General features: G+C 59.8%; 22 protein-coding genes. 12 read left to right on the top strand and 10 right to left on the bottom strand.

Translation table 11 applies throughout. The features are described 5' to 3' along the window. Positions 1-120: 120 nt before the first annotated feature. Genes Q1M54_RS01125 through Q1M54_RS01160 form a run of 8 tightly spaced genes read left to right on the top strand, consistent with a single transcriptional unit; the run spans position 121 to position 7,954 of the window. Entirely contained in the window at positions 121-789 is a 669-nt protein-coding gene (locus tag Q1M54_RS01125; RefSeq protein WP_300552695.1) for a dihydroxy-acid dehydratase, read from the top strand. Further along, complete coding sequence (locus Q1M54_RS01130) at positions 786-2,261, top strand: FAD-dependent oxidoreductase (protein WP_300552698.1); 1,476 nt, start codon at positions 786-788, stop codon at positions 2,259-2,261. Before Q1M54_RS01125 ends, Q1M54_RS01130 begins: the two co-directional genes overlap by 4 nt. Beyond that, positions 2,258-3,541 carry an aconitase X catalytic domain-containing protein gene (locus Q1M54_RS01135; RefSeq protein ID WP_300552701.1) on the top strand — a complete coding sequence of 428 codons (1,284 nt, stop codon included), beginning with the start codon at positions 2,258-2,260 and terminating at the stop codon, positions 3,539-3,541. Before Q1M54_RS01130 ends, Q1M54_RS01135 begins: the two co-directional genes overlap by 4 nt. Continuing rightward, positions 3,538-3,978, top strand: coding sequence for a DUF126 domain-containing protein (locus tag Q1M54_RS01140; protein ID WP_300552703.1), 441 nt, complete (start codon positions 3,538-3,540; stop codon positions 3,976-3,978). Before Q1M54_RS01135 ends, Q1M54_RS01140 begins: the two co-directional genes overlap by 4 nt. A 10-nt stretch (positions 3,979-3,988) precedes the next feature. Then, positions 3,989-4,951 (top strand): tripartite tricarboxylate transporter substrate-binding protein, encoded by a 963-nt coding sequence (locus Q1M54_RS01145; RefSeq protein ID WP_300552705.1) that lies wholly within the window; start codon positions 3,989-3,991, stop codon positions 4,949-4,951. A 30-nt stretch (positions 4,952-4,981) separates the two neighbouring features. Next, positions 4,982-5,962 (top strand): tripartite tricarboxylate transporter substrate binding protein, encoded by a 981-nt coding sequence (locus Q1M54_RS01150; protein WP_300552708.1) that lies wholly within the window; start codon positions 4,982-4,984, stop codon positions 5,960-5,962. A 34-nt stretch (positions 5,963-5,996) separates the two neighbouring features. Continuing rightward, on the top strand, positions 5,997-6,872 hold the full coding sequence (locus Q1M54_RS01155; RefSeq protein ID WP_300552710.1) for a TauD/TfdA family dioxygenase: 876 nt from the start codon (positions 5,997-5,999) through the stop codon (positions 6,870-6,872). 35 nt (positions 6,873-6,907) lie between these two features. After that, entirely contained in the window at positions 6,908-7,954 is a 1,047-nt protein-coding gene (locus Q1M54_RS01160) for a homocysteine S-methyltransferase family protein (RefSeq protein WP_300552713.1), read from the top strand. A gap of 28 nt (positions 7,955-7,982) precedes the next feature. Here Q1M54_RS01160 and otnK read toward each other — a convergent pair whose 3' ends face one another. From otnK to Q1M54_RS01180, 4 genes are all read right to left on the bottom strand, one after another. Continuing rightward, positions 7,983-9,251: a 3-oxo-tetronate kinase gene (gene otnK / locus Q1M54_RS01165; protein ID WP_300552716.1), complete on the bottom strand. Its 1,269-nt coding sequence runs from the start codon at positions 9,249-9,251 to the stop codon at positions 7,983-7,985. After that, positions 9,248-10,147 (bottom strand): L-threonate dehydrogenase, encoded by a 900-nt coding sequence (gene ltnD, locus Q1M54_RS01170; RefSeq protein ID WP_300552718.1) that lies wholly within the window; start codon positions 10,145-10,147, stop codon positions 9,248-9,250. The genes otnK and ltnD overlap by 4 nt, the downstream gene beginning before the upstream one ends. 52 nt (positions 10,148-10,199) lie before the next feature. Then, on the bottom strand, positions 10,200-11,174 hold the full coding sequence (locus Q1M54_RS01175; RefSeq protein WP_300552720.1) for a tripartite tricarboxylate transporter substrate binding protein: 975 nt from the start codon (positions 11,172-11,174) through the stop codon (positions 10,200-10,202). 70 nt (positions 11,175-11,244) lie between these two features. Continuing rightward, complete coding sequence (locus Q1M54_RS01180; protein ID WP_300552723.1) at positions 11,245-12,063, bottom strand: amidohydrolase family protein; 819 nt, start codon at positions 12,061-12,063, stop codon at positions 11,245-11,247. 51 nt (positions 12,064-12,114) lie between these two features. Here Q1M54_RS01180 and Q1M54_RS01185 point away from each other — a divergent pair, with 51 nt between their 5' ends. From Q1M54_RS01185 to Q1M54_RS01195, 3 genes are all read left to right on the top strand, one after another. Continuing rightward, entirely contained in the window at positions 12,115-12,855 is a 741-nt protein-coding gene (locus tag Q1M54_RS01185; protein ID WP_300552725.1) for a GntR family transcriptional regulator, read from the top strand. 21 nt (positions 12,856-12,876) lie between these two features. Beyond that, positions 12,877-13,866, top strand: coding sequence for a tripartite tricarboxylate transporter substrate binding protein (locus Q1M54_RS01190; protein WP_300552728.1), 990 nt, complete (start codon positions 12,877-12,879; stop codon positions 13,864-13,866). A gap of 92 nt (positions 13,867-13,958) precedes the next feature. Then, positions 13,959-14,816: a methyltransferase domain-containing protein gene (locus tag Q1M54_RS01195; protein ID WP_300552731.1), complete on the top strand. Its 858-nt coding sequence runs from the start codon at positions 13,959-13,961 to the stop codon at positions 14,814-14,816. A gap of 46 nt (positions 14,817-14,862) precedes the next feature. Here the strand turns inward: Q1M54_RS01195 and Q1M54_RS01200 are convergent, their stop codons facing one another. Next, a complete protein-coding gene (locus Q1M54_RS01200; protein WP_300552734.1) occupies positions 14,863-15,180 on the bottom strand; it encodes an NIPSNAP family protein in 318 nt (105 codons plus the stop codon). 141 nt (positions 15,181-15,321) lie between these two features. Between Q1M54_RS01200 and argE the strand changes: the two genes are divergently transcribed. Then, positions 15,322-16,551, top strand: a complete 1,230-nt coding sequence (gene argE, locus Q1M54_RS01205; protein ID WP_300552737.1) for an acetylornithine deacetylase — start codon at positions 15,322-15,324, stop codon at positions 16,549-16,551. A gap of 20 nt (positions 16,552-16,571) precedes the next feature. Here the strand turns inward: argE and Q1M54_RS01210 are convergent, their stop codons facing one another. The 5 genes from Q1M54_RS01210 to Q1M54_RS01230 form a co-directional block, all read right to left on the bottom strand. Continuing rightward, positions 16,572-17,357, bottom strand: a complete 786-nt coding sequence (locus tag Q1M54_RS01210) for a class III extradiol ring-cleavage dioxygenase (protein WP_300552740.1) — start codon at positions 17,355-17,357, stop codon at positions 16,572-16,574. 78 nt (positions 17,358-17,435) lie between these two features. After that, positions 17,436-18,140, bottom strand: coding sequence for a transcriptional regulator NanR (locus Q1M54_RS01215; protein ID WP_300552742.1), 705 nt, complete (start codon positions 18,138-18,140; stop codon positions 17,436-17,438). An 11-nt stretch (positions 18,141-18,151) separates the two neighbouring features. Continuing rightward, on the bottom strand, positions 18,152-19,534 hold the full coding sequence (oiaK, locus tag Q1M54_RS01220) for a 3-oxo-isoapionate kinase OiaK (protein ID WP_300552745.1): 1,383 nt from the start codon (positions 19,532-19,534) through the stop codon (positions 18,152-18,154). Between the two features lie 5 nt (positions 19,535-19,539). Then, positions 19,540-20,781 (bottom strand): ribulose-bisphosphate carboxylase large subunit family protein, encoded by a 1,242-nt coding sequence (locus Q1M54_RS01225; RefSeq protein WP_300552748.1) that lies wholly within the window; start codon positions 20,779-20,781, stop codon positions 19,540-19,542. Positions 20,782-20,794: 13 nt separating this feature from the next. Next, positions 20,795-21,622, bottom strand: coding sequence for a phosphogluconate dehydrogenase C-terminal domain-containing protein (locus Q1M54_RS01230; protein WP_300552751.1), 828 nt, complete (start codon positions 21,620-21,622; stop codon positions 20,795-20,797). Positions 21,623-21,634 lie beyond the last annotated feature (12 nt).

Consider the following 21,634-nt stretch of genomic DNA (forward strand, 5'->3'; position numbering starts at 1 on the left):
ACCAATGACAACCGATTGTGAAGCATGTCGCGCAGGTGAAATTGATCATTGACAGTTCATTTATGGACATGTCAAGATAAACAGCATCCATGCACCATGCCCGCCATTTCAAGAATTTCAATGTCTCGCCCATTGCGCAGTAATTTTCCAAGAGGCTCGTATTTGTGGGCCGTTCGAAATGCCCAGTGGCAGGTGTTGGGTATTCCTGAAGAGGACTGCGAAAAACCCAAGATCGCCATCGTCAACAGCTCCTCGGGCTTGGCCGCCTGTTTTTCTCATCTGGATGGCATCGTGCCCGTGCTCAAAGAGGCGATTCGGGCGGCTGGTGGTGTTCCTTTTGAAATCCGTACCGCGGCCCCCAGCGACTTTGTCGTCGCGCCAGGGGCCAAAGGCGCTTACATGCTGGTGTCGCGGGATTTGGTGACCAACGACATCGATGGCGCCGGCCTGGGTTCCGAGGTGGCCTTGATCACCGATGGCCATTTGTCCGGGTTGGTCTGCAAAGGCCTGGTGGTGGCCGAGGTGTCACCCGAAGGTGCGGTGTGTGGCCCATTGGCCTTAGTCGAAGATGGCGACATGATCAGCATCGACCTGGACTCACAGCGTTGCGACTTGCTCGTGGACGAGGCCGTGCTGGCAGAAAGAAAGCGGCATTGGATACCACCTCCAAAACAGTTCGACAAGGGCTGGCTGCAGATTTACCGTCGCAACGTCAGTTCACTGGCCCATGGCGCGGTGCTCATTGAGCCCCATGCTTCAAGCCGCAAACAGGAAAGACAAGGCGTATGAAAGACAGCAAAGTCATCACCACCGAGCGCACGGCAGAGCGGATTTTGGTGTCCGACATTTTTGGCCGCGATGGCCAAAAGACGCAACGCCCGGATCACGGATTCTGGGAAGAAAAAGGGCGCCGCATCCCGATCTATCACCACTGCGATGTGCTGGTCGTCGGTGGAGGCCCTTCGGGCACAGCCGCTGCCGCAGCAGCGGCACGGGAAGGGGCGGATGTGACTTTGCTGGAGCGCTACAACCACTTGGGCGGCTTGTCCACGGGTGGGCTGGTGATTTGGATCGACCGCATGAGTGATTGGACAGGTCAGCTGGTCATCCGCGGTTTTGCCGAAGAATTGTTTGACCGTTTGCCTGCTGATGCTGTAGCCGGGCCAGGCCCGAGTGAATGGGGCTCGACCGACAGCAGCAAAACCGCGCATTGGTCGCAGCGCACCGCGTCTTACCACGGCGTGGTCACCTGGTCGCCCACCGTGGACCCCGAGCGTCTGAAGCTGCTGAGTCAGCAGATCATTCTGGAGCGCGGCGTCAAACTGGTCTACCACTCCTGGGCCGCATTGCCCATCGTGGAAGATGGCGCTGTTAAAGGCGTGGTGTTCGAGAGCAAGGAAGGCCGCATGGCGATCATGGCCAAGGTGGTGGTCGACGCCACGGGTGACGGCGATTTGTTTGGCCGTGCAGGTGCCGAGTTTGACACCGACATCGAAGAAGCCGATGTGCACCACAGCATGAACACTGCCTTCATGCTGGGCGGCGTGGACATGAACCGCTGGATTGCGTTCAAGGCCGGGCAGCCCGAGGCCTTCACCGCTTTCATGGCCAAAGGGCGTGCGCAATGCGGTTTGTTCGAGCGACCCTTTGTGTCCTGGCGCAACGATGTGGCCTTGTTCATGGGTCCTCGACAAACCGGCTATTCGGCACTCGATGTGGATGACCTGACCACGGTCGAAGTTCGCTCGCACCAGGCCATGGAGCAGCATCTGAATTACTACAAGCAATATGCGCCAGGCTTTGAAAATGCCTTCATGATGCTCAGCGCTCCGCAGATTGGGGTGCGCCACACGCGTCGCCTCAAAGGAGTGGGCGCGGTGCTGCGTTCGCAGTGGCCCGCTGGCGTGGCTCTGCCCGACGAGGTGGGCGTGTCGCCCGCCGTGTCGCCCGCATTTCCGAATATTTCCATTCCATATGGCGCCTTGGTGCCTGCCTCTTTGGACGGTTTGCTGGCCCCTGGACGGCATTTGTCATGCGATAAGAATTCGCATGGCTTCATGCGCGAAATTCCCCAGTGCTGGATCACCGGCCAGGCTGCCGGCGTTGCCGCTGCCTTGGCGGTGGCGCAGGGTGTGGCGCCGCGCGCGGTGGACATTGCGCAGCTGCAAGCGCGTTTGCAAAAGCAAGGCGTGTATCTGCGGCCACAAGCACCAACCAACGTGCGCCCAGATACCACCACGGCCACCGAAAGCGCCGCATGAAACTCTCGTCGCAAGAGCAAGCCATGTTCGATGGTGCGCAAGGACCGGCAGTTCAAAAAGCCATGGACTTGCTGGTGCGCTATGGCCGTGCCTTGGGTGCCGAGCGCCTGGTGGAAACGAACAACGTCGTGGCTTCGGTCAGTGCCACAACGCCCTTCATGCGTGACTTTGCCCGTCAGAACGGGGGCATGGACGCGGTGTTCTCGCAGTTCAGCTTGGACAGCGACGAGGTGGTGAAGATCCCCAAGATCAAGGCCTTCACCACCCACACGCAACTGGGCTTTGATCCGGAACAGGCCCCCCGCATGGGCGTGGACGAAGAGGCGGTGCATTTCTTTCGCAAAGGCGAGGCCTTCACCACGGGTCTGGGCATTCAGGCCACCAACACCTGCACGCCTTATCAGGTGGGCAACATCCCCACGCGAGGCGAGCACTGCGCTTGGATGGAGTCATCGGCAGTGGTCTATTGCAACTCGGTGCTGGGCGCGCGCACCAACACCGAAGGCCGGGAAAGCGTAGGCGCTGCCATGCTCACGGGCCGCATTCCGTATTGGGGTTATCACCTCGACGAAAATCGATTGGGCACTCACCTGATCGAGGTGGCCACGCCCATTGAATCCACCGCAGACTGGGGTTTGCTGGGTTACTGGATCGGCGACAAGTTGCAAGAAAAAGTGCCGGTGGTCACCGGCATTGGCAAAACGCCCAACTTGGCCCGGCTCAAACATTTTGGGGCGTCGGCTTCGTCTTCGGGGGGCGTGGAGATGTACCACATCGTGGGCATCACACCCGAGGCGATGACCCTGGAGCAGGCCTTAGGCCAGCGCAAGCCGACAGAGGTTTTGCGCTTTGATGCGCGTGAAAAACAAGTTATTTTGGACAAGCTCAACAGCACCGGAAAAGACACAAAAGTGGACTATGTGATGCTGGGTTGCCCGCACTACAGCATGGAGCAGTTGTGGGAGCTGACACAACTGATCGAGGGCCGAAAGGTCCACCCTGATTGCGAGTTGTGGATTTTCACGCCGCGCAGCACCAAGGCTTTGTGTGATCAAAACGGCTTCACCCACATCATTGAAGCAGCCGGTGGGCACATCCTCTCGGACAGTTGCTCAGCCATGAGCCGGGCCATGCCCAAAGGCACGCGCGTGGTGGCCATGGACTCGGCCAAACAAACCCATTACTTGCCCGCCATCTTGGGCGTACAGGCCTGGTTTGGCAGCACCGCAGATTGCGTGGAAGCCGCTTGCACGGGACGCTGGCAAGGGGGTCTGACATGAGTGAAATCTTGACCAAAATCATCTTGCGTGGTCGCTGCGTGGTCCCCGGCGTGAGCGAAGGCGAGGCGCTGGTTACCGGTCAGCAGATTTCGGGTTGGGGGGGCATTGACTCTCGCACCGGCACGATCGTGGAGACGCGCCACGAATTGCGAGACATCAGTTTTGCCGGCAAGGTGCTGGTTTTTCCTGGCGCCAAAGGTTCCTCGGGTTGGTCCAATGCTTTTCATTTGACGCGTACCTTTGGCGTCGCCCCCGCAGCCATGTTGTTCAATGAAATGACCACCAAAGTGGCGCTGGGCGCGGTGGTCACCCGTGCGCCGTGCATGACCGATTTTGACCAGAATCCGCTGGATGTGATCGAGACCGGCGATTGGGTTCGGGTCGACGCGGATCAAGGCGTGGTGGAAATCACCAAACGTCCATCTTCTCAACCCTAGGAGTTTTTGCATGCGTTTATTTCTTCGTTTTGCACCGTTGGTGTTGATGGGTAGTTGCTTGAGTTGGGGTCCTGCGATGGGTGCCGATTTCCCCTCCAAAACCGTGCGTCTGGTGGTGCCCTTTCCGCCAGGCGGTGCCACAGATGCCTTGGCTCGCCTGATGGCCGAAAAGCTCAGCGACAAGTGGAAGCAGCCGGTCATCGTGGACAACAAGCCCGGAGCCAACACGGCCATCGGGACCGATGTGGTGGCCAAATCTGCGCCCGACGGTCATGTGGTGGGCATCGTCACCGGATCGCATGTGACCAACCCCTTGTTGGGTGCCAAATTGCCATACGACACGCTCAAGGACTTGACGGGTGTGATGATGCTGACCCGGTTTCACATGGGCATTTATGCACATCCTTCCTTGCCTGCCAACACGCCGGCAGAATTGATCGAACTGGCCAAGCAAAAACCGCCATTGGCCTACGCCGCAGCCACCACCCAGTCGTATTTGGGCATGAGCCTGCTCAACATGATGACCAAATCTCCCATGGAGTACGTCGCCTACAAGGGCAGTGCGCAAGCCATCAATGATGTTTTGGGTGGTCACATCAAACTGATGATTGATCCCGTCCTGCACAGCACGTTGCAGCACGTGCAATCGGGCAAGCTCAAACTGATCGGCACGCTCAGCACCAAGCCCGCAGATTTGACGCCCAACATCCCGGCTTTTGGCAAGCTGGTGCCAGGGTATGACTTTTCGGGTGTCTTTGGTCTGGTCGCGCGCGCGGGCACGCCCCCGGCCTTGGTCAGGCAAATACGCCAAGACTTTGCCAGTGTGATGCAGCAGCCCGAGGTGGCCGAGCGCATTCGATCCATCGGCCAAGAGGCAATCGCCTCTACCCCTGAGGAATACAACGCCTACATTCTTGAAGAAATGAAGAAATGGGCGCCTGTGGTCCAAGCCACTGGCGCCAAGATTGATTGACCTTAATCCCCTTGCACATCAGGAGACCCCATGACACACCCTATTTCTCGTCGTTCTTTTGGTTTGAGTGTGACGGCTGCAGCGGCAACGGCTGTCGCGCCGCAAGTGTTTGCGCAGCCCAGCTTTCCCAGCAAGCCCGTGACCTTGATCGTGCCCAACGCGCCGGGTGGCGCCATTGATATCCTGGCACGCTCGCTGCAACAGCACCTGCAGTCTGTGTGGGGCCAGTCCGTCATTGTGGAGTACAAACCAGGCGCTGGCACCGCCTTGGGCACTGACTTCGCAGCCAAGGCGACGCCCGATGGGCACACGCTGTGTTTGGTGGCCACCCCGCATGTGATCAATCCGGCTTTGCGTCAATTGCCGTTTGACACCGTCAAAGATCTCTCAGGCATCACCATTTTGGGAACGTCCAATGTCCTCATTTCAGCCACGCCCGCTTATGCGGCCAACAACCTCAAGGATGTGATGGAGCTGGTCAAGAAAAACCCGACCAAGTTCGCTTATGCAAGCCCGGGCAGTGGCAGCTCCATGCACTTTGCGATGGAGTTGCTCAAGCAACGCGCGGGAATCGAGTTGTTGCATGCCCCCTTCAAAGGCAGTGGCCCGGCTTACCCGGAGGTTTTTTCCGGGCGCATCGACTTTTTGGTGGATCCCTTGTTCTCCAGCTTGCCGCATGTTAAGTCGGGCAGGCTCAAACCGATCGCAGTGACAGGGCCGCGCCGTTCACCCTTGGCCCCCGAAATTCCCACAGTGGCCGAGCTTTATCCGGGCTTCAATGTGCAAAGTATGTTTGGCATGGTGGTGGCCAGTGGCACGCCGCGCAACGTGGTCCAAAAAATCTATGCCGATTTGATCACCGTCTTGAAAAAGCCCGAAGTGATTGAAAAAATGGCCTCTTTGGGTTTGGAGCCCAATCCCATCACACCTGAGCAGTTCGATGTGACCATCAAGGAAGACATCGAGCGCTGGACCAAGCTGGTCAAGAGTGCGAACATCAAACTGGATTGACCCCCAGCCCACCAGCAGATAGACAGGTCACAGCATGCACATTGAAAAACTCTCACCTTTTGCTGGGCGTGTCACCGGAATCGATTTGGCGCAGGTGTCATCTGCCCTGGCAGATGACATCCGGTCCGCGATGGACCAGCACGGTGTTCTGGTGTTTCCGGCGCAGCACTTGAGTCAGGATGCGCAAATCGCATTCGCGCAGGCCATGGGCCCACTGGAGCTGGGTTTTCGCAAAATCAAGACGGGTGCGCACCGCTTGAAATACAACGAGCTGGCCGATATTTCCAACGTCACGCCCGATGGCGAAATAGCAGCTCGCGAGCACACCAAGATCGTCAGCAACTTGGCCAATCAGTTGTGGCACAGCGACAGCTCTTTTCAGAAGCCGCGTGCCAAGTACTCCATGCTGTCAGCTTCGGTGGTTCCCGCATTTGGGGGGGAGACCGAGTTTGCTGATTTGCGCCTGGCCTATGACGCGCTACCGGACTGGCGTAAAGCTCAGGTGTCCGGATTGAACGCGGTTCATTCGGCCCTGCATTCGCGCTTCATACTGGGCGATACACAGTACACACCAGAACAAATCGCCATGTTCCCGCCAGTGGTCTGGCCCCTGGTGCAAACCGATCCAAGCACAGGGAGAAAGATCCTGTTTGTCGGCGCTCACATCCGTGAAATCCAAGGCATGGTCTTGGCCGAAAGTCGATTGTTGGTCATGGACTTGCTGGAGCACGCCACACAGCGGGCCTTCGTTTATTCCCACCAATGGCAAGTGGGTGACCTGGTGATGTGGGACAACACTGCCACCGTGCACCGTGGTCGTTACTTTGATTTGAGTGAGCGCCGTGAATTGCGACGCGCCACCACCCAAGAGGTACAAGCCTCGCCTGAGGCTCAGGCTTTACCCGGCTGAAAGTGGGCACGTTCAGAGGTTTTTACAATAGGGGCATGAACCCCCTGACCTACACCCGCGCCCAAGCGCTGCCCGAGATCCTCCAAAACCGCATCGCCATCTTGGACGGGGCCATGGGCACCATGATCCAGCGCTTCAAACTGTCTGAGGCCGACTACCGGGGCGAGCGTTTCAAAGACTTCCCCAAAGACGTCAAGGGCAACAATGAGTTGCTGAGCCTGACCCGCCCCGATGTGATACGCGACATCCATGAAGGCTATTTGGCTGCCGGGGCCGACCTGATCGAAACCAACACCTTTGGCGCGACCACGATCGCCCAGGCCGACTACGACATGCAGCACTTGACCCGCGAGATGAACCTGCAGTCCGCAAAATTAGCCCGCGCTGCTTGCGACAAGTTTTCTACCCCCGACAAGCCCCGCTTTGTGGTGGGCGCTTTGGGCCCCACGCCCAAGACCGCCAGCATCAGCCCTGACGTGAATGACGCCGGTGCCCGGAACGTGAACTTTGAAGAGCTGCGCGCTGCCTATTACGAGCAGGTCGAGGCCTTGGTCGAAGGCGGCTCGGATGTGTTGCTGGTCGAGACGATTTTTGACACGCTCAACGCCAAGGCCGCATTGTTTGCCATTGAAGAATTTTTTGACGCCAGTGGCGAGCGCCTGCCCCTCATCATCAGCGGCACCGTGACCGATGCTTCGGGCCGCATTTTGAGTGGCCAGACTGTGACCGCTTTCTGGCACAGCGTGCGCCATGCTCAGCCCTTGGCCATTGGCCTGAATTGCGCTTTGGGTGCGACGTTGATGCGCCCCTACATCCAAGAGCTGAACAAGGTCGCGGGCGATACCTTCATCAGTTGCTACCCCAACGCCGGTTTGCCCAACCCCATGAGCGACACCGGCTTTGACGAAACCCCCGAAGTCACCAGCCGCCTGCTGCACGAGTTTGCGGCCGAAGGCCTGGTCAACATCGTGGGCGGCTGCTGCGGCACCACCCCAGAGCACATCGGCGCCATTGGCAAGGCGGTCGCACCGCTGGCACCGCGTGGTGTGCACGGCGGCTTCTTTTACAAAGAAGCGGCCTGAGCGGTCACGCTCAGGCCGTTCAGGTCATTCAGGCCAGCGCGCCGAAAGCTTTGCTGAAAAAGTCTTCGGTGCCGAAGTTGCCCGACTTGAGGGTGATGTGAATCCCGCCAGTGGCTGATGGTGCATGGCACCACGGCACGCCGGGGTCGATCTGCGGGCCAATTTGCAGCTGCGCAATGCCCAGTGCCTGCACGCAAGCGCCCGAGGTTTCGCCACCGGCGACCACCAATTGACGCACGCCCAAACCCAGCAGGCCACGCGCCACGGCGGCCAGTGCGTGTTCGACCAAAGCCCCAGCTTCTGCCACGCCCAGTTGTGCCTGCACGGCTTTGACGGCATCGGGCTCGGCGGTGGAGTACACCAGCACCGGGCCGTCTTTCAAAAGCGGCGTGGCCCAGGCCAGCACCTGCTGCACCACGGCATCGCTTTGGCCATGCATCAGACTGGCGGGGGCGATGGCCATGGCGGGTCGCCCCGTGGCTTTGAAGTGCGCCACTTGCGCGTTGGTGGCCACCGAGCAGCTGCCCGACACCACCGCTTGTAGGCCTGATGCCGCAGGTAACTGGCTGGCTTGCAGCGAAGGCTTGAGGCCAAAGTTGGCGGGCAGGCCAATGGCCACGCCCGAACCCGCAGTGACCAGCGGCATGCCTTTCAAGGCAGGCCCGAGCAGGTGCAGGTCGGCGTTGCTGGTCGCGTCCACGACGGCCACGCCCACACCTTCGGCACGCAGCTCGGCCATGCGTTCGCGGATGGCCGCTTCGCCTTGCCCCACGGTTTTGTGGTCGATCAGGCCCACTTTGCGCTTCGTTTGCGCCTGCATCACGCGCACCAAATTCGGGTCCGTCATGGGCGTGAGCGGGTGGTTTTGCATGCCCGATTCGTTGAGCAGTACGTTGCCTGCGAACAGGTAACCCTTGAATACGGTGCGGCCGTTGTCCGGAAAGGCCGGGGTCGCGATGGTGAAGTCGGTGCCCAGCGCGTCCATCAGTGCTTCGGTCACCGGGCCGATGTTGCCTTCGGGCGTGCTGTCAAAGGTGGAGCAGTATTTGAAATAGATTTGCTGCGCACCTTGGGCTTGCAACCACTTCAAGGCTTCCAGCGATTGCGCGATGGCCTCGGCAGCTGGGTTGGTCCGCGACTTGAGCGCCACCACCACCGCGTCAACCTCAGCCACCAAAGGGGCTGTGGGCACGCCAATGGTTTGCACCACCCGCATGCCCGAGCGGACCAGGTTGTTGGCCAGATCGGTCGCGCCGGTAGAGTCGTCTGCAATGCATCCGAGTTTCAGTTTGCTCATGCTTTGCCCTTCGGCAACTCAATGCCCGGGAAAATTTTGATGACCGCGCTGTCGTCTTCTTTGGCAAAGCCTGCGGTGCTGGCTTGCATGAACATCTGGTGCGCGGTGCTGGACAGTGGCAGTGGGAACTTGCTGGCGCGCGCCATGTCGAGCACCAGCCCCAAATCCTTCACAAAAATGTCCACCGCCGACAGAGGCGTGTAGTCGGCCGCCAGCACATGGGCCATGCGGTTTTCAAACATCCAGCTGTTGCCGGCGCTGTGGGTGATCACCTCGTACAAAGCGGCGGCGTCCACGCCCTCGCGCAAGCCCAGCGCCATGGCCTCAGCCGCAGCGGCAATGTGCACGCCCGCCAACAATTGGTTGATGATCTTGACCTTGCTGCCCGCGCCCGCGCTGTCGCCCAGCTTGTAAACCTTGGCGGCCATGGCGTTCAAGAACGGCTCGGCCAGGGCATAGGCCTCGGGCTTGGCGGCGGTCATCATGGTCATCTGGCCACTGGCGGCTTTGGCCGCACCGCCTGAGATGGGCGCATCCACATAGCGCAAACCCATGGCTTCGAGCCGTGCCTCCAAGGCCACCGACCAGTTCGGGTCGACGGTGGAGCACATCACGAACACGCTGCCGGGCTTCATGCTGGCGGCGCAACCTGGGGCGGTGCCATCGCCAAACAACACGGTTTCGGTCTGTGCGGCATTCACCACCACCGACACGACCACATCACACGCCGCACCCAAAGAGGCCAGCGTGTCGTGCGCTGTGCCGCCCGCGTTCGTGAACGCCTCGGCCACTTCGCGGCGCACATCAAACACCTGCACGCTGTGCCCGGCGCGGCGCAACGAAGCGGCCATGCCCGAGCCCATGGCCCCCAAACCAATCAAACCGACTGTTGTCATCTCACGTCTCCATTTTCAATCGATGCAATTTAAATTTTGCAAACCGCGAGGCTCAATCCAAAGTGATCTTGGCAAAAGCGGCCACTTTTTTCCATTGCGCTGCATCTGCCTGCATGAAGTTGCCCAATCCTTGGGCATTGGCCCACGCGGGTTCGGCGCCAGCTTTGAGCATGGCGGTTTTGACCTCGGGCTGACTGGCTACGCGTTCCAATGCTTGTTCCAGTTTTTGCAGCACGGGGGCAGGCAAGCCTGCAGGCGCCGCGACACCAAACCAAGCGAACACCTGGTAGCCCTTCATGCCTGCTTCTTCCATGGTGGGCACGCCGGGCAAAGCGCTGCTGCGCTGGGGCGTGGTGACGGCCAAGGCTTTGAGCTTGCCGCCGTTGATCAGGCCCAGCGCCGAGGGCAGGTTGTCAAACATCATGTTCACTTCGCCCGCCATCAGGCCCGTCAGGCCCGCTGCTGCACCCCGGTAAGGGATGTGCGTGACGAACGCGCCCGACTGGCTTTTGTACAGTTCGGCGCTCAGGTGCAAAGAGGTGCCCTGTCCGTTGGATGCGTAGTTGAGCTGGCCCGGCTTGGATTTGGCCAGCGCCGTGAGGTCAGCCAAGGTGTTGATGCCTGCGCTTGGATTGACCATGAGCACATTGGGCACGCGGCCCAGCAGGGCCACCGGGGCAATTTGCTCAGGCTTGTAGGGCAGTTTGCTGTACAGCGCGGGGCTGATCGTCAGCGGGGGCGAGGCCATGAGCAAGGTGAAGCCATCGGCCGCTGCGCGCGCCGCCTCGGCCGCCCCTAGGTTGCCACCGGCACCCGGTTTGTTGTCAATGACGATGGGCTGGCCCAGCTCCAGCGCCAGTTTGGGTGCCACCAAGCGGGCCATGTTGTCGATCAGGCCGCCGGGTGGAAAAGGCACCACCAGCTTGATAGGCCGTGAGGGCCAAGCTTGGGCCACAGCGGTGGAGGCCAAAAAGGGCGTGACGGCCAGCCAAACGGCAGCGACCGTGGTCCAAGTTCTACGTTGCATGGGATCTGATTCCTGATTTGAATTGATCAGGTCATCATACAAATTTTGAGTGGGCTTGGTATCAGGGTGATCACGGCGGTGGCTGCTGATGACGCTGTGATTGGCCACCACCCCAATAAACGCGGGTTGGGTTGTGAACCATGATCTGCTCAAAGGATTCGATACCTATCCACTCATGGGCTTGGGCGATGAGTGTTTCAAAATTCGCAAATTCCTCATGGTTGGTGCAGGGCCAGTCGCTTCCCCACAGCAATGCACCAGCGCCCAGTTCGCTCAACAAAAGAGAAGACAAAGCTTCTGGATGGACGCCGCCCAATCGGTAAGCGCCACTCAATTTCACGTAGACCGGTGCAAGGCTGGCGTGCTTTTTTAATGCCATCAAAGTGGGGTCAGAGGCGTGGGCTTCCCAGGGTTTGGCCATGTGGTCCACCACAAGGGGTGTGTCAGAGGGTATTTGGCGCAACACTTGGGGCAGTTTCCCTTGATCGGTGTGGATCTCAAGATGCCAACCCAGTGTGTGGATGGCTTCCCAAATGTTGTCAGACAGCGTCCATTCTGGGATGTCATGGGCGATGCCCGACAAATTCAAGCGGATGCCCCGCACGCCAGATCGGTGCAGGGTCTTTAAAGTTTCGATGTCCACATCCGGGTTCACCACAGCAATACCGCGCAGCATGTCGGGGTGAGACTTCAGAGCATCGATCATCAGACGGTTGTCTGTGCCCAGAAAGCTCGGTTGCACCCAAACACCGCGCGTCACCCCCACATTTCGGGCCTGGTGCGTCCAATCGGCCAGCAAAGCGCTGTATTGCGGAACGTATCGGGCGCCTTCAACTGCAACCCCTGCGTTGAAAACATGGAAATGGGTATCGACCGCATTTTTTGACATGGCTGAATTCATGAGATACATTCTAGTCCTCTAGATGTCTAGAATCAATTCATGACAACACCCATAAAAACCTATTCACTTGGACAAAGTCGATACGGTAATTTAGCGACTGCTTTGCGCGATCGAATCCTGCAAGGTGAATGGGTTCCGGGTGAGGTCATTCCTGCCGAATCGGCTTTGGCGCAAAGCTATGGTGTGGCATTGGGCACCATCCGGCAAGCTTTGTCACTGCTGGTTCAAGATGGCGTGTTGCAACGACGGCATGGCAAAGGCACCTTTGTGACCAAGGGTGTTGATGGCGCCTCCATGATGCGATTTTTCAGATTTCGCGGCACAGACGGTGTTGCCAGCATGACCCCTCATTCCCAAATTTTGGGCAGTCGTTTGCGCAGTGCCAGCGTGCAAGAAATTCAAGCCTTCGGTATGGCCAAGGGTGCTCAAGTCCTCCAAATTGAACGCCTTCGAAGCCTGGAGTCTGAACCCTGCTTGCTTGAAACCATCGTTTTGCCACTGCCCCTCTTTGGCGCTTTGGCCGATTCCGACACCGGTGCATGGGACGACTTGCTCTACCCCATGTACCAGCAACGCTGCGGGGTTGTGATTCAAAAAACACAAGACAGTCTGAGCTTTTCACAACTCAATGCCAGACAAGCCAAGCGTCTCAAACTGGCTGCGTCACACCCCTGCGTTCTGGTGGAGCGTCAGGCTTTTGATATGGCGGGCCGCTGTGTCGAACTGCGCACCACACGTGGCGACGCGTTTTCTTTCAAGTACACCGCACAGGTGCAATAACAACTTCCTAGGAGATATTTCATGATTGGTGCTTCTCGACTCAAATCCATTGGCTGTATTGCATTCGTCACCTCTGCTCTGTGCGGAACAGTGACATCTGGTTTTGCACAAACGGCTTACCCCACCAAGCCGATCACTTTGGTGGTGACTTACCCGCCAGGGGGTGGCGCAGATGCCATGGCCAGACTGATTGCGCCCAAAATGGGTGAAGCACTGGGTCAGACGGTCGTCGTTGAAAACAGGGCAGGCGCAAGCGGACAAATTGGCGCAGCAGCTGTTGCCAAAGCCAACCCGGATGGGTACACCTTGATGCTGGATGCCTCCTCTTTTTCCGTCAACCCTTCGCTGTATCCCAAGCTGCCTTATGACAGTCTGAAAGCTTTTCAGCCTGTAGGCGTGGTGGCCTTGTTCCCGAATGTGGTCTTGGTCAACGCCAATTTCCCGGCGAAGAACATGGCAGAACTCACGGCAGCTGCCCGTAAAAGTAAGGATGCCGTGTCCTATGCGTCATCGGGCAATGGCTCGGCACAACATTTGGCGGGCGCATTGTTTGAATCTGCTGCCAAAGTGGACATGATTCATGTCCCTTACAAGGGTGGCGGCCCAGCACTCAACGATGTGATCGGCGGACAAGTGCCACTTTTCTTCGGCAATTTGGCGTCCACTTTGCAGCATGTTCAATCTGGCAAATTGAAAGCCTTGGCCGTGACGTCCGATAAACGTTCTCCCATCCTGCCCGATGTACCCACTCTGGGTGAGTCTGGCCTGAAAGGCACAGAAATTTACGAATGGAATGCGGTATTTGCCCCTGCCAACACACCTGAACCTGTGATGAAAAAACTGGCAGCTGCGTTTCAACAAGCGTTGGATGCGCCTGAGGTGAAAGCTCGCGTGGCTCAGCTGGGTGGCGAGTTGCAAAAAAGTTCCCCCGAGCAGGCCAGGACATTCATTGAGCAACAAATCAACCTCTGGGGTCGCGTGGTCAAAGAACGAAAAATCACCATTGAATAAGTGAGTGAAAGGGTTGGGCAACCACTGTGCGCGAGCCACGGGCCCATCCCAAAACGTGGCATGCTCGCTGTTTTTGGGGATGGTCCTTCGTGATGCAGTTATTGGCCCGCTGGTTCAGCCTTTTTGGCTTGTTGCTGCTGTCAGCTTGCAGCAGTGTTCCTGTTTCAACTTACGCCCCCAAGCTGGGCCAAATGGGCAAAGACGTGATGTGGCTGCCCACGCGCGACGAACTGGTGACCCAAATGCTCACCGCCGCGCAGGTGTCACCCGATGACGAGGTGGTGGACTTGGGTGCCGGTGACGGCAAGATCGCGATCGCGGCCGCACGGCAATTTGGGGCGCGTGCTTGGGGCATTGAGTACAACAAAGACCTCGCCGCTTTGGCGCAGCGCAATGCCGAAAAAGCCGGTTTGGCTGGCCGGGTGAGGATTGTGCAGGGCGACATCTTTAAAGAGGATTTTTCCAGAGCCAGTGTGGTCACGCTGTATTTGCTGGAAGAGTTGAACGAACAACTTCGCCCCACCTTGCTGGGCATGCGGCCAGGCACGCGCGTGGTGTCCAACACTTTTGGCATGGGCGATTGGGAGCCCGATCAGGTGATCCGGGTGGGCAGCAACACCGGGTATTTCTGGAAAGTACCCGCCCAGCTGGCGGGTCAGTGGTCGGTGCAAGGACTGGACCGCCGTGGACCAGTGCGGTTGGCCTTGACCCAGCGGCACCAGCGTGTGGGCGGCACGCTGGCCTGGGGTGACAAAGTGCAGCCCTTGTTGGGCGCCCGCATGGACGGTGCCGACCTGCACTTCAGTTTTGTCAAAGAAGACGGGCAATTGCAGGCGGTTCAAGTCCGGGTGCAAGGGGCCACCATGGCGGGCGAGTGGGTGGCGCCTTACGGCATGCTGGAGATTCAGCCCGCGGTGGTGAAAGTCAGCGCCCAGCGCTTGGGCAACTGACTTTGGCTTGTCGCCCTGTGCGCAGGTGACCCACGCCTCGCCCTGCTCAGGGCTGGGGACCCCAGGGTGCCGACATCATGAGCTTGTTTTGCTGCTCGGCAATCAGCGGACGGATTTTGGCGGCAAAGGCCATGAAGTCCGCGTCGCCATAAACCCCGGCCCAAAAGGCACGGCGATCGGCATCGTCCTCAAACTTCCAGATGTGGATCAACTGGTTCAACGCGCCCACATCGCCCGTGAAATAACCCACCAGCTTGGGCGGGTGCTTGGACAGCACGGGCCAGCCTTCGTTTTTGTACAAGGCGACGAGTTCAGACATTTTGCCGACGATGGCGTTGTAGGTCCGCAGTTCATAGATGGCCATGGAGACTCCAAAGATGTGTGAGAAAGGAGCCTCACTTTAGGATCTCAAGGCAAGCCGACGTGTCGGCAAGGTGACGCCTGGTGGTCACTGGGCCTGTAAGATCAAAAACGCCCTCAAAGGGCTTTTTTGATGGAATCGCCCATGAACGCCCCAATCTCGCCCAACGCCCTGGCTCCAGCCGCCACTGTCCAAGCCGCAGACCTGGCCGCATTGCCCCTGATCGAAAAATGGATCGCCTTTGCCACCGTCTCGCGTGACAGCAACCTGGCTTTGCTGGACTGGACGGAAGCTTATTTGAAGGATTTGGGCATCAGCTGCAGCCGTACCTACGACGACAGCGGCCAAAAGGCCAACCTCTGGGCCACGCTGCCTGCGCACGACGGCGAAACCAAAATCGGCGGCTTGGTGCTCTCGGGTCACACCGACGTGGTGCCTGTGGACGGCCAGCCTTGGGACACCGACCCCTTCAAGGTCGTGATCCAAGGCGACAAGATGTACGGCCGGGGCGTGACCGACATGAAGAGCTTTGGTGCCATCTGTTTGATGATGGTGCCCGAGCTGCTGAAAAGAAAACTCAAGCGTCCGATTCACTTGGCTTTCAGCTACGACGAAGAAGTGGGCTGCATCGGTGTGCGTCGCATGATTGCCGGCATTCAGGCGCAGGGCTTCAAGCCTGCCGGCTGCATCGTGGGCGAACCTACCGGCATGCAGGTGGTCATTGCGCACAAGGGGAAGCATTCGTACAAAACCACGGTGCACGGTTTTGAGGCGCATTCTTCGCTCACGCCGCTGGGCGTGAACGCGGTCGAGATCGCTTGCGAATTTGTTGCCAATCTGAAAAGCATGCACCGCGAGCTGGTGCAAAACGGCCCGTTTGACCCGATTTACGACGTCCCGCACACCACCATCCACACGGGTGTGATCGCCGGTGGCACGGCGCTCAACATCATCCCGCGCCAATGCGAGGTGACTTGGGAAATCCGTCACCACCACATGAACACGCCCGAAGAGTTGTTTGCCCGGGCCAAAGCCTTTGGCGAGAGCCTGGTGCCCGCCATGCAAGCGGTTGCACCCGACACCGGCATCACGCATGAACTCAAATCGGTGCTGCCCGGTTTTGCCACCGCAGCCGACAGCGAGATCGCGCAGTTGTGTTTTGACTGTGCCGAATTGGACCCTGCCAGCGGCGCGGGCAAAGTGTCGTTTGGCACGGAGGCGGCATTGTTCCACCAGGCCGGCGTGCCCACCATCGTGTGTGGCCCCGGCCACATCGCGCAAGCGCACCAGCCCAACGAATGGGTCACGCTGGAGCAACTGGCCTGGTGCGAGCGCTTCATGCGCCGCCTGGTTGACCGGGTCTGTGTGGGCTGATTGAGGACAGGCCGTGTGCCTCAGTGAAACACGTAGCCATCCATGGCGATCACATGGTCGCTGATGCCCCGGAAAAAAGCGCCAGGCTGTGCATCAGCGCCTGCTGCGCCCCAAGCGGTGAACAGCGGCAACAAGTGTTCGTCTGTGGGGTGGGCGCGCTGACCTGAAAGCTGCTGGCGGTAGTCCAGCAAACCGGCCACATCGCGTTGCACCAAATGGGTGTGAACCCAGTCGGCAAAGGTCTGCACATAGCCGGGTGTGCCACCGCCGTGCATGCGAATCGCCATCAAGTCCCTCAGGTTGTGGGTGATGTTGCCCGAACCCACGATCAGGATATTGTGTTCAGCCAGTGAAGCGAGCGCTTGGCCGACCCGGTAAGCGTGTGCAGGCCCCAAGTGGCTTTGTACCGACAGCGGCACGATTGGGATGTTGGCGCTTGGGAACATCTGACGCATCGGAATCCAGGTCCCGTGGTCCAGGCCGCGCTGGGCGTCTTGTGCGGCGGGCAAGCCCGCCTCTTGCAGGGCGGCCATGACCAGGGCGGCCACATCGGGGCTGCCAGGCGCAGGGTATTGCATCTCGTACAGCCGTGGGTCAAAACCACCAAAATCGTGAATGGTTTCGGGTCGGGTGGCAAAACCCACGGTGGCTATGGCCGTTTCCCAATGCGGACTGACCACCACGATGGCGCGGGGGTTGCCCAACTGCGGCACCAGCGCGCTCATGGCGGCGCCAGCCGCACCGGGGTGCAGGGCAAACATGGGCGAGCCGTGGGGGACAAACAAGACAGATTTTGGGGTGTGCATGGTCTTAACTGGACGATTCATGACGCCACTGTAGGGAAAAGCATCGGTCACCTGCTGCACAGCTCTCAATGTCAAGCTTCAAAGCCCCACTTGGCGGTACAGGTCGCTGGCGCGGGTCAAGTGGGCTGACATGGCTTGGGCTGCGCCTTGCGCATCGCCTTGCGCAATGGCGTCCACGATGCGTTGGTGCTCTGCCAGAGTGAGCGACTCGGCCCCCGGTGCCCGCACGATGTGGTGGTAGTACTCGCTGGCCCAGCCAAACAAGGCTTCCACGATGGCGGGGTAAATCGGGTTGCCACCAATGCGGGCGATCTCGCGGTGGAACTCCATGTCGCGTTTCAGAAACTGGTCGAGGGTGTTGAGCGAGTCTTGGTGTGCCGCCAGCCGCTCGCGCAGGCGCTGCACATCCTGTGGGGTGGCTTTTTCTGCCGCTTGCCGCACCATGCTGACTTCCAGAAACAGCCTCGCCTCTTTGAGGTGCACTAAGGTCTCGGGCTGCATCCGCAGTAAGTGGCGTGCACCTTCGGCAATTTGTGCAATCAGCAATTGGGCGGTGGGCACCACCACTTTGGCGCGTTCGCCATGCGAGATTTCGACAATGCCCGAGCGGGCCAACTCTTGCAGGGCCTCGCGCACTGCAACGCGGCCTACGCCATAAAACGCCATGAGCTCGCGTTCTGAGGGCAGTGGCTCGCCTGGTGCGATTTCGCCGGACGTGATGCGGGCCATCAGGCGGTCCAACACCTCTTGGTAGAGCTTGCGCCGCTGAATGTGTTCAGTCATCCCTTGGCCCTTCAAGCGACGCGGCCAGCACGCACATCACCATAAAAAGAGGGCTGGCCCAGCTGCCCGCCTTTGAGGGCGATTTCCAGGCCATCGCGGCGCGCATCGTCGGACCAAGCCCGGCACAGCGGCACACCGGGTGCCATGCCTGCAGCCACCGTGAACGCCTGAATACCCAAGTGGCTGGCCACCGCACCCGAGCTGTCGCCTCCCGCCACCACCACACGGCGCAAAGGCGTGCGGTCCAACAAGCGCCGCATGACCTCTGCCAAGGCCATGCCGATGCGTTCACTGGCCTGCGTTTTGTCCAGTCCCAAGCGTTGTGCCACAGCGTCAAAGCCTTGCACCGCCGGGTCGTCTGGCCCCCGGGCCGAATAAATCACAGGCGACACGCCTTGCCCAACGGCTTGGCTGGCCTGTTGGGCCAACCGTTCAATTTCTGCGTCGGCATGCACGGGGTCGAGGCACAGGGACACGCTCATGCGCAAGGTCAAAAAGCCATGGGCTTCTGCCCAGTCAATTTGGGCGGCGCTCATGGGCGAACAACTGCCACTGACCACTCCAATGCAGTCGTGGGCTTGGGCGATGGGCAAGCCGGGCCATTCAGGCAACCAGCCCCGGCTGCGCCAGTACTCGGCCAAGGCGTATTGCAAGCCAGATGACGAAGCACTGAAGACCCCCTGCCCGCGTTGATCCCAGACCAGCCGCCCGGCTTCACGTTGCGTGGCGGTATCGGCCACATCGAGCATCAGCACAGGTTGGTCTGCGCCCTGCAGGCTTTGCCACAACGCGTCGGATTGGCCTTGCGCCATGTGGGCCAGGTTGATCAGCCCGGTGCGGCGTGGGGTTTGTTGGGCCAAGTGCAAACGCAAATCGCTCTCGTGCATGGGGGTGACCGGGTGGCGCGACATGGTCGGGTGCCGGTCGATGCGCCAGACCTCACCTTGGGCCGCGGCAAACAAGTGGCCAAACACCTGGTAGCGCTGCAGTCGGGGCGCGCCCACCACCATGGGCGACCAGGGCGCGCGGGTGCAGCGCACCCCTAAGTCAATGGCTTGGCCGATTGAGCCCACTTCGGGCGACGAATCGAAGGTTGAGCAGACCTTGTATTGGACGATTGGGGCGCCCAAGCCCGAGAGGCTTTCAAACACCGCAGGCAGGTGGGCGCGCATCCAGGCAGGGCTTTTGCCCCGCGATTGCCCGGCTACGCCGACACAGCGCACGCCCGGAAAACGGGCCAAATCTTCGGCGCGGGGGGCTTGCAAAAACAGCACTGTGGGCACGCCAGCGGCGGTGAAGGCTTCAAGCACATCGGTGGAGCCGGTGAAGTCATCGCCGTAATAGGCCAGCCACAGCCCTTCGGGCAAGCTGCCTGGTTCGCACCTTGGGTTCATCTCAGTCACCAAAAACCGAGGGCGCTTTGCAAAGCTGGGCGCGTGGCGGCATAGACCTTGAGGTCGATGCCCGCTTGGGCAGCGTCCCAGGCTTCGCGCAGCGCAGCCACACCCGCAGCCACGCCTTGGGGGTGACCAAAAATGCCGCCCCCAGCGGTGCACAGCAAGTCGGCGTGGCCCAGCGCCTTGAAGGTGTCGTGCGCCTGCAAGCCGGTTTGGGCTGAGCTGAACACCGGCATGGCGGCCATGGGCAGGTCTTGAAACAGGGGCCGTGTCACGGCCCGCGCCGAGGCGATGACGGTGTCGTCGCTTTCGCTGAATTTGTTGCGCAGGCCGTTGACGTGCAGGTGGTCCACGCCCACCAGACGCCACACCGATTGCCAAGCTGCAAAATCCCAACCCAGTGCTGGGCTGCGGCTGAGGTAGCCCCAGCCCGCACGGTGTCCGTGGATGGGCAAGGCGCTGTGGCGGCGCAAAGCGTTCAGGCCCACCAGCCCCACCGATTGGACGCAGGCCATCACGCAGGTGCCGCCATGTTTCAGCACCCAGTCGTGGCGGTGGCGCATTTGGTCGAGGTCACCCGTCAGGTTGAAAGCCACCATCACTTTGCGCCCGGTGCGATCTGCTGCGGCGTTGACCACGCGCATGACGGCGGTGACCCGTTCTTCAAAAGGGCAGTGCGGGCCATCCGCTTGCAGTTCGTCATCTTTGATGAAGTCAATGCCACCGTCCACCAGCATCTTGACTTGCTCAGCGGTTTCATCGGGGCTCAGGCCGACGCTGGGCTTGATGATGGTGCCGATCAGTGGCCCTTGGCGCACGCCGCTCATGCGCCGGGTGCCGTCGATGCCAAAAGCCGGGCCCAAGTAGGCTTTGGCAAAGGCATCGGGCAGTTGCAGCGACAAAAGCCTGAGGCCCGAGACTTGGCGCAGTTCAAACAAATTGCCGGCCACGGTGGACATCAAGGTGGGCAAGCAAGGGCCCATGTTTTCAAGAGGCCACGACAAAGTGAGCAGGCAGCGTGTGTACCGCTCAGACACCATGCCGCCGGGCAGGCTGGGGCGGTCCACCACCTCGAGGATGTCCAAGGCCTCAATGCGTGCGCCTGAGCGCTCTTTGAGTTCAGGCGTTTCATTGGCCAGCTTCAAAAAAGTCCCGCTGGACTGCTCGCCTGCAATGGTCTCGGCGGCCCGCCAGGGATCGTCACCGGTTTCAAGCCAGTACTGGGCCACGATTCTGGAGGTCATGGTTTGGCCTGTTTCAGGTGATGCGCTGGATGCTGTCAGCAATTTCTTGGCGGTCAAAAATCTTCTTCCAGTCGTCGCGCATCAAACGGGGTTTGCCATAGGTGATGGCCTTGTTGCATGCGTCAGAAAACTGGCCTGGCACCTGCTTGAAGATAACGGCCGACAAAATCGTCATGTGGCCCAGCAAAAAGTCACGCGCAGCGTCTGGTGGCACGCCGCGTGCCACCACCTCATCCATGGCTTCGCGCATCACATCGAGCAAAGTGGCGCAGACCGTCTCGGACAAGCCGGGCTCCAGCAGCGCCATTTGTTCCACGGTGACCCGGTACGAGCGCTCGATGGGTTGGTAAATCAAGCGGGCAATCGATTCGCCCAAGTCATAAGAGGCTTCGGGGCCTTGCATCAGGGCATTCACGATGGATTGCGAAGCCCGGATGCCGCCGAAATAGTCCGGAGCACCGGCCACATGGACTTCGGGGTTGAAGATGTTGGGGTGGCAGGGGTGGGTGACGAAGTAAACCAAATCGTCCCGCTTGGGCAGATGTCCGGCAAAGGGGGCTGCGGCATCCAGGGTGATGACCATGGTGCCGGGTGCCAGTTGGGGCGAAATCTCGGCTGCGATGCGCCCGATCAGGGTGTCAGGCACGGCCAAGATCACGGCGTCTACACCTCGCAGGGCGTCGTCCAAACTGCAGCAGGCTATGCCCAGCTCGTCTTTCAGGCGCTGTTGGCCTGCGGCGCTGACTTCGACGTGGCGAATTTCAAACGCCGAGCCTTGGAGGTTTTTGGCCAAACGGGCGCCCATCTTGCCGCCTGCACCCAACAATGCAATAGAAGTCATGCTTTCTTTCTG

The organism is Limnohabitans sp. Rim8, assembly GCF_943326455.1.
GTDB lineage: Bacteria > Pseudomonadota > Gammaproteobacteria > Burkholderiales > Burkholderiaceae_C > Limnohabitans_A.